Origin of the sequence: Kribbella catacumbae DSM 19601 (assembly GCF_000372465.1) — a bacterium.
Lineage (GTDB): Bacteria > Actinomycetota > Actinomycetes > Propionibacteriales > Kribbellaceae > Kribbella > Kribbella catacumbae.
In genome coordinates this window covers 64,686-72,846 of the sequence record NZ_AQUZ01000045.1, presented here as the reverse complement: position 1 = coordinate 72,846, position 8,161 = coordinate 64,686, and the positions used below count along the sequence as shown (strand labels likewise).

At 67.8% G+C, this 8,161-nt stretch carries 6 protein-coding genes; 3 read left to right on the top strand and 3 right to left on the bottom strand.

Annotated elements, in window-relative coordinates; translation table 11 throughout:
• The 3 genes from A3ES_RS0133890 to A3ES_RS0133880 form a co-directional block, all read right to left on the bottom strand.
• A partial coding sequence (locus A3ES_RS0133890; protein WP_020391295.1) for a transposase occupies window positions 1-218 on the bottom strand: 218 nt, incomplete at its 3' end.
• Window positions 219-487: 269 nt separating this feature from the next.
• Window positions 488-3,037 (bottom strand): DUF4153 domain-containing protein, encoded by a 2,550-nt coding sequence (locus A3ES_RS0133885; RefSeq protein WP_020391294.1) that lies wholly within the window; start codon window positions 3,035-3,037, stop codon window positions 488-490.
• Complete coding sequence (locus tag A3ES_RS0133880; RefSeq protein ID WP_026163459.1) at window positions 3,034-3,744, bottom strand: response regulator transcription factor; 711 nt, start codon at window positions 3,742-3,744, stop codon at window positions 3,034-3,036. The genes A3ES_RS0133885 and A3ES_RS0133880 overlap by 4 nt, the downstream gene beginning before the upstream one ends.
• A gap of 198 nt (window positions 3,745-3,942) precedes the next feature.
• On the opposite strand from A3ES_RS0133880, the gene A3ES_RS0133875 reads away from it, so the two are divergent.
• The 3 genes from A3ES_RS0133875 (at window position 3,943) to A3ES_RS49390 (ending at window position 8,153) form a co-directional block, all read left to right on the top strand.
• Window positions 3,943-5,265 (top strand): alpha-lytic protease prodomain-containing protein, encoded by a 1,323-nt coding sequence (locus A3ES_RS0133875; protein ID WP_020391292.1) that lies wholly within the window; start codon window positions 3,943-3,945, stop codon window positions 5,263-5,265.
• A 68-nt stretch (window positions 5,266-5,333) separates the two neighbouring features.
• Complete coding sequence (locus A3ES_RS0133870) at window positions 5,334-6,338, top strand: LysR family transcriptional regulator (protein ID WP_020391291.1); 1,005 nt, start codon at window positions 5,334-5,336, stop codon at window positions 6,336-6,338.
• Between the two features lie 177 nt (window positions 6,339-6,515).
• Window positions 6,516-8,153 carry a M4 family metallopeptidase gene (locus tag A3ES_RS49390; protein ID WP_020391290.1) on the top strand — a complete coding sequence of 546 codons (1,638 nt, stop codon included), beginning with the start codon at window positions 6,516-6,518 and terminating at the stop codon, window positions 8,151-8,153.
• Window positions 8,154-8,161 lie beyond the last annotated feature (8 nt).

The window sequence follows — 8,161 nt, the reverse complement described above, 5'->3', positions numbered from 1 at the left end:
GTTGGCGTCTCACGCCGGCGGGGCCTGGACGGGCTGCTGATGGTGCTGCCGTCGGCGGTCGTCTTCTTGCCCGTCCCATACAGGTCGACCCAGCGTGCCAGGGTCGCCCGCTCGATCCCGAGATCGGCTGCGATCCCACGCAGCGTCGCTCCCGGAGTGGACTCGTACAAGTCGACGGCCTGCCGACGGAACTCCTCGGAGTAGTTCTTGCGGGCCATGGTCCTGATCATCTCGCTTCCCCAGCACATGGCTGGATTCAGCGTGTCCAAGAACCAGGGTCAGGGCCCATCCTCACCAGCTGTTCCTCTCCTCGCCCGACGAGGGGTGATCGACTTTGGGCATGAGCTGGGCGTTGTTCTGTGGGTTGGGTGCCTGGCCGGTACACAGGTGGCTGTGGGGTGGTCAAAAGGGGGCGAATGATCAGAGGAGTGGGGTCTGGCAACGTAGGGCTCGGGCGGAGGTTTTGCACGTTGTCGGGGCGACGTGGTCAGCTGGGGTTGTTGGCGGGGCAGACTGCCGTGGCGCGGTTGGTGTGAGAGGTCAGGATGGGCTCGGCGCGGTGACGGCCGAGGTTGAATTCCAGCCAGTCGTCGTCCTTGACGTCATATCCCTTCAGTGCGCAGTTGGCAGCCTCGGCCGGCAGCTTGGCCAGCACCGGTACGGCGTCGTCCGAGAGCGCCTGGAGGAACTGCCAGTCGACCTTGCCGGTTGCGGTGTAGCGATCCACGTTGTGCTGAGCGATCCAGGCATCGGGGTTGATCGCCGCCAGCAGGAACAGGAGGCTGGCGCCACTGAGCAGTGCCGCCCGAGGAAGCCAGCTGGCCTTCAGCGTCACGCCTGCCACCAACACACCGACTACCAGCAGTCCCAACCAGCCCTCGAAGACATCGACCAGCAGTCGGAGCTGGGTGAAGCCGTAGGCCTCCTGGTAGACGTGCATCCGGTAGAGGGCTGAGGCAACGACTACTAACGTCAGCACGCAGAGCAGACCGAGTGAGCCGCGCAGCCAGGCCAAGTCGGCGGTCGTAGTACGGGGTGCCTTGCGTGCGGCTGCCCACACCACCAGCAGCGTGAGTGCGGTGGCCACTGTGAGCTGGCCAAAGCCTTGGTGCACGTACTCCGCGTAGGTGAGCCCAGTGACCCGCTCGAGGTAGTCGTGCCCGCCGAAGCTGGCAGTCGCCTGTGCAGCAAGGAAAACCAGGAAGACAGCGTCCACGATCAGTACCGGTGCGAGCCACTCATAGCGCCGCGCGACCGGGCGTACGGACTCGGAATGGGCCTCGACACTAGGCGGGTTCAGCGCGAGGTACGCCGCCGCGAGCACCACTCCCCCGACAGCAACGGTCAGGAACGCCCTCAGTACAAAGGAATCGAACTCCAAATCCGGGATGACCGCGCCCGCCCACTTCGCGAAGAGCGCGTCCGCCGAAGCGAACAACAGCCCGAAGACGAGCACCCCGAGCAGCGACCACACGACCGTGCGCAGCGCCGCCGCACTCTTCCTCACACCGGTGACAGCTTGGAGAGAACGCCCCAGCCACGGCAACCCCCGCAAGCCGGCGAGCGGCAGGGCGATGGTGGCCAGGATGAAGGCCGGCATGGTCCGGCCATTCACCAGCCCAGCAACGCAAACCAGGCCGCCGGCCAGCAAGCACAGGACCACGATCCACTCCGCGTCCCGGACGACCGTCGTCATGGCGAGCAGCCCACAGAGCGCGGCACAAGCCAAGGTGAAGCGGGAACGACGATTGGCACTGAAGCCGAGAATCACTGCACCAGCGGCCAGCAGTACGACGAAGGTGCCGATGCCGAGGTCGCGGAACGGCAGGATGATGCCGGCCAGCAGGCCGACCCCGATGCTGTAGAGAACCGCGCGGACGTTGCCGGGGATGCGCGCATCGGGCCAGAACTTGCCGAACAGCATGTCCATCCCAGACTCGGGCGGTCTGGCCGCCGGAGGCATCGCGGGACTATTGACTGGATTCGTCATGACAGACTCCTTGGCCTTATTGGTAACGGGAGTTCGTTGCTGCCGCGGCTCGCGCGGCAGGTCGACGCGCACACGTGCGCCGGTACTGCGTGGCTCGGGCTCGACGAAGTGGATGGTGCCGCCGTGGAGGTCGGTCACCCACCGCGCGATGGCCAGCCCGAGCCCGGTACCACCACCGCCATCGGTCTCGGCCAACGTGCCGAACCGCTCGAAGACGCGATCCCGGTCGGCCGCCGGGATCCCCGGCCCCTCATCGGTGACCTCCAGCCGCCAGCCGCTGGGCAGCTGCGCGGCGGTGATCCGGACGACCCCACCGGCCGGACTGTGCCGGGATGCGTTGTCGAGCAGGTTGGCGACCAGTTGGTGCAGTCGCGAGCGATCCGCCGGGACGGTCAGCGTTGGCGGCGTGACGCTGACGTCGTACCGCACCTCGCGGCCACCAACCTCCGCCTCGGCCACAGCGCGTTCCAGCAACTCCTTGACCGGCACCTGCGTGGTGGAGAGCTTGGCCTCGCCGGCGTCCACCCGGGCGAGGTCGAGCAGGTCGGAGGCGAGGGCGGCGAGCCGCTCCGCCTGGTCGAGCGCAGTACGCAGGGCAACGGGATCGGGCTCTGCAACGCCGTCGACGAGGTTCTCGAGTACTGCGCACAGCGCGGCGAGCGGAGTACGGAGCTCGTGACTCACGTTGGCCACCAGCTCGCGACGCTGGCGGTCCACGGCGGCGAGATCTTCGGCCATCCGGTTGAAGGCTCGGGCGAGTTCGCCGACTTCGTCGCTCGAGGTCGCGGTGACCCGCACGGAGTAGTCGCCGCGGGCCATACCGCGAGCGGCAGCAGTCATCTCGCGTAGAGGTGAGGTCATCCCGACGGCCAGCAACTGCGTGACGCCGAGGGCCAGGGCGACCGTGACCGGAACGGTGAGCCAGAAGGGCACGCCGCCGATGGCGCCCGTCGCCGCGACCAGCGAAGCCACCGTGACACTGACCGCGACGAGCAGTCCGAGCTTGACCTTGACCGACGTGACCTGGTTCAGGATCGGGCTGCTCATGCGACACCGCCGGGCTCTAGTGCATAGCCAACGCCGTGCACAGTGCGCACCCGGTCCGCACCGATCTTGGCTCGCAAAGCCTTCACGTGGCTGTCGACCGTCCGGGTCCCGGAGGCACCGGGCCAGCCCCAGACCTCGGCGTACAGGTTCACCCTGGTCAAGACGACGCCGGGGCTCGAGGCCAGGCAGACCAGCAGGTCGAACTCGGTCGGCGTCAGGTGCACCTCGGTGTCCGCGACCCAGACCCGGCGGGAGGCCGAGTCGATGCGCAGGTCGCCCAGGTCGGTCGTCGACCTGGCCGCAAGTTCCGCTGCCCGATCGACCCGGCGCAGCAGTGCGCCGACGCGGGCCACCAACTCCCGCATCCGAAACGGCTTGGTCAGGTAGTCGTCGGCCCCCACCCCGAGGCCCACCAGGATGTCCGCCTCGTCGTCGCGAGCGGTCAGCATCAGCACCGGGACAGGCCGAGCGGCCTGGATCCGCCGGCACACCTCGTGGCCGTCGAACCCGGGCAGCATCACGTCCAACAGGACCAGGTCCGGCGCTGTCTCCACGAACTGCGCGACCGCCCCCGGCCCGTCCCACGCCTGGACCACCTCGTACCCCGAACCGCGCAGCCGGTCGGTCACCGCCTGATTGATCACCGGCTCGTCCTCGACCACGAGGATCCTGGCGCTCGCTGCATTGACTGGCCCTGTGACTGGCATGGTGCGAGCGTAAGAGCGGACCTGGTCAGGAGTCGCGGACGACTCGTGAAGGTTTTGTGCAGGTCAGCCATCGAAACGCCCCTGCGGCCTGCATGGGTGAGGCGGTATGACCCAACTGGGATGTCCCCGCAGGCGTGGTTCGTCGCTACGGTCCGATCAACTACCCGTAGCTGGACCGCCCCCTGGCAGGAGTTGCAGATGTCCCGAAAGATCGCCGCCCTAGCGGCCGCAGTATCAGCAGCAGGCCTGGTCGCCGCAGTCACACTGACCCCGATCAACCCGAGCAATGCGGCGCAGGACGCGTCGGCCACCGCCCAGGACGCGATGCTGACCGCACTCGCGCGAGACCTCCGGATCACGCCCGACGAGGCCCGGGCCCGGCTGGCCAGGGAGGGCAAAGCGGCGGACGTGGAAGGCTTCCTGCGGACCAGCCTCGGTACTGCGTTCGGCGGCGGCTGGCTCGACCGCACCGCGAGCACCCTCACGATCGGCATCACCGACCCGGCCCGAGCCGGGCTGGTCCGAGCGGCCGGCGCCGTTCCCAAGCTCGTTCCCCGGAGCCTGGCGCAACTCGAAGCACTGAAGGACAAGCTGGACGCCACCGCGACTCGCGCTCCCAAGACGGTGCCCGGCTGGTACATCGACGTCACCACGAACCAGCTGGTGATCCTGACCAAGGCCGGCAAAACCCAACAGGCAAAGGCGTTTGCCAAGGCCGGCGGAGTCGACGGTACGACGGCGCGCTTCGTCACCTCGACCGAGAGCCCTCGTCCGTTGATCGATGTCATCGGCGGTAACGCCTACTACATCGGCAGCGGGACGCGCTGCTCGATCGGGTTCGCGGTCACCGGTGGCTTCGTGACGGCCGGACACTGCGGACGGCTCGGCGCGACCACCACCCAACCAAGCGGCACGTTCGCGGGATCCAGCTTCCCCGGGAACGACTATGCCTGGGTCAGAGTTGCCGCAGGCAACACTCCCCGCGCTCTCGTCAACCGGTACCCCGGCACGGTGCCGGTCGCGGGCTCGACGGAGGCAGCCGTCGGTTCGTCGGTCTGCCGATCGGGCTCGACGACAGGCTGGCGCTGCGGCACCATCCTGCAGAAGAACGCGTCCGTGACCTATCCCGAAGGCACCATCACCGGTCTCACCCGGACGAATGCCTGCGCAGAGCCGGGCGACTCCGGTGGTTCCTGGCTCACCGGCGACCAGGCGCAAGGCGTCACATCCGGCGGCTCAGGCAACTGCACGTCCGGCGGCGTCATCTACTTCCAGCCCGTCAACGAGATCCTCGGTGTCTACAGCCTGACCCTGACAGTCAGCGGAGGCACCCCGCCCACCACTCCCCCGACCACTCCCCCGACTACGCCGCCCGGCGGAACCACCTGGCAAGCCGGTACGACGTACGCGACCGGCGCTGTCGTCACCTACAGCGGGCAGCGGTACCAATGCCGGCAGGGCCACACAGCCCAGACCGGCTGGGAACCACCGAATGTTCCCGCCCTCTGGCTAGCCCAGTGATCTACCCATGATCGCCGGGGGCCGGTCAGACTCTTCCTGATCGGCCTCCGGTTGCCTACCTTGCTTGCATGGAGCTGGAGCTAAGACATCTGCGGATCGTCTGCGCCGTGGCCGACGCCGGCTCCATCACCAAAGCCGCCGGCCAGCTGGGTCTGGCGCAACCGGCCCTCACCGCTCAGCTCCAGCGCATCGAACGCGTACTGGGTGGCGTGATCTTCGAGCGGGACCGAACCGGGATCCGGCCGACACCACTCGGCGAACTCGTCCTGGCCCGCGCCCGGCTGCTGTTGCCCGCGGTGTCCGGGCTCCAGGAGGAAGCGGCCCGATTCAGCAACAGCGGAGGCCGCATCGGCGAGACTCCGGCAAGCCTGACTGTCGGCTCCGCGACCGGTCACGTGCTGGGCCGCCTTCTCCACCACCTCACGTCGGCCTACCCCGGCATGCGCGTGACCACGCAGGTCTCATGGTCCGCGGACGAACTCGCAGCGATGGTCGCCGACGGCCGGATCGACTACACGATCGTGGGTGTCTGCGGCGACGCACCACCGCCGGTCCAGCCGGGACTGGCCTGGCGGGTCCTGGGCACCGATCCGGTGTTCGTGCTGCTCGCAGCGGACCATCCGCTGGCCGAAAGACCGGCGGTCGACCTCGCCGATCTCGCCACCGCGCAGTGGGGAGCGACCCCCGGCGACGGCTGCTTCGCGGAATGCTTCGCCGCCGCCTGTGGCAGGGCAGGCTTCACGCCGAGCACCCTGTACGAGACCGATGTGGTCAGCTGTATCGACCTGGTCGAGTCCGGTGACGCCGTGGTGCTCTGCCAGCCGATGTTCCGGGAAATGCCCGGCGTGGTCGCCGTTCCGATCCAAGGCGAGCCGCTCAAGTGGCGGCATCTGATCGGCTGGCATCCCGACGGCCCGGCCGCCGGCCTCGCGAACCAGGTGATCAGGCTCGCGGGCCTGGCATACCTCGACTCGATCGCCCGCAGCCCGCGCTACAGCCGCTGGCTGACCGGCCATCCGCAGTACGGCGTCGAAAATCTCGATCACAGCCCAGTGCGGATTGTCAACGACTGATCACCCTCTGTTCACGACCGGGTGGTTGCGGGTGCGGAGCCGTTCATCCGAAGGCTTCCCCTTGCTCTCGGTCAGCGGAGCCAACCGAGGGTGACAATCGCTTGCCGTCATTCCGGCTTATTCGCCACCGTTCGTCTCACCGCCCTCTCCCGCCCGCCCCCGTGAGGAGCACGAACTGTGAGAACTCTGATCCGCCGCAACGCCCATCGCCGCCGTCGAGCAGTCCAGCTGTCAGCAGTCACCGGACTGGCCGCTGCCCTGATCGCCGGAACTCTGGCGAGCAGCAGCTTCGCCGCCGCAGCATCCGAGCCAGCTGATCCGGCCACACCGCCCGACGCCACCGCCGTAGCCGTCGCGGCTGCCGATCACGCCGTCAACGCGGGCCTCGGCACGCTACGAAAGGGCGCACAGGAGAAGTACTCCCGCCTCGGTGTCTACGAGGGCGGTGACGCGGATACGCAGGACTTGTTCTACGTCTCGTACAACAAGACCTACCAGGGCCTGCATGTGGTCGGTGGCGACGCCGTCGTCTCAACCGATGCCGCAGGCAACGTTCTCACCACGCTCGCCGCCTCCCAGGCCACCATCTCCGTCGGTACGACGCCGAAACTCACTCCCGGGCAGGCGACCGCCTCGGCCCGCAAGGCGTTCACCACCGCCACCGGCTCGGGCACGCCCAAGCTCGTAGTACTGGTCGTCGGTCAGCCCAAGCCCGTCCTCGCGTGGGAAGTCCCGGTCGCAGGCAAGGCCAAGCACGCCACGCACGACCATGGCAACAATGCGACCCAGGAGCTTGTGTACGTAGACGCGACCACCGCCAAGGTCGCGCACACTGCCGAGCAGACCGCCTCTGGTTCCGGCCGCGGCATCTGGAACGGCACCGGCCTGAACTTCGGTACTACGTCGTCTGGCGGCACGTACCGGATGACGGACCCGGCACGCCCGAGCCTGTCCTGCATCGACTACAGCACCAACGCCGTGATGACCGACGCCGACAACGTCTGGGGCAGCGCCAGCAAGACCGACAAGGTCTCGGGCTGCGTTGACGTCATGTACATCGCCGCCGGCGAATGGGATCTGCTCAAGAACTGGTACGGCCGCAACGGCCTGAACGGCAGCGGCAGCTGGGCCGACGCCGAGGTCGGACTGCCGGACGTCAACGCCTACTGGAACCACTCCAGCAACCCCGGCGGCGTCGTCTTCGGCCGCAACAACCTCAACTACTGGATCACCGGTACTGACGTGGTGGCCCACGAGTACGGTCACGGCCTCGACGCCAAGACCCCGAGCGGCATCTCCGGCCACCCCGGCCAGGAGTCCGTCGCCGACATCTGGGGCGCGCTGACCGAGAACTACCTGAACAACCCGAACGACAAGCCGGACTACGAGGTCGGCGAGATGATCAACCTCGTGGGCAACGGCCCGATCCGCTACATGTACAACCCGTCGAAGGTCTCGGGTCACCCGAACTGCTACTCGACCAGCCTGCCGGGTTCAGTGCACGCCGCGGCCGGCCCGATGAACCACTGGTTCTACCTGCTGGCCGAGGGCACCAACCCGACCAACGGCCAGCCGGTCAGCCCGACCTGCAACAACAGCACCCTGACCGGCATCGGTATCAAGGAAGCCGGCCGGATCTTCTACAACGCGATGCTGCTCAAGACGTCGGGGATGAGCTACCCCAAGTGGCGCATCGCGACCCTGAACGCCGCCAAGAACCTCGACGCCACCTGCGCCAAGTACAACAAGGTGAAGGCCGCCTGGACCGCCGTCAGCCTCGGCACCCAGCCCGGTGAGCCCACCTGTACTGCGTAACCGCCCTG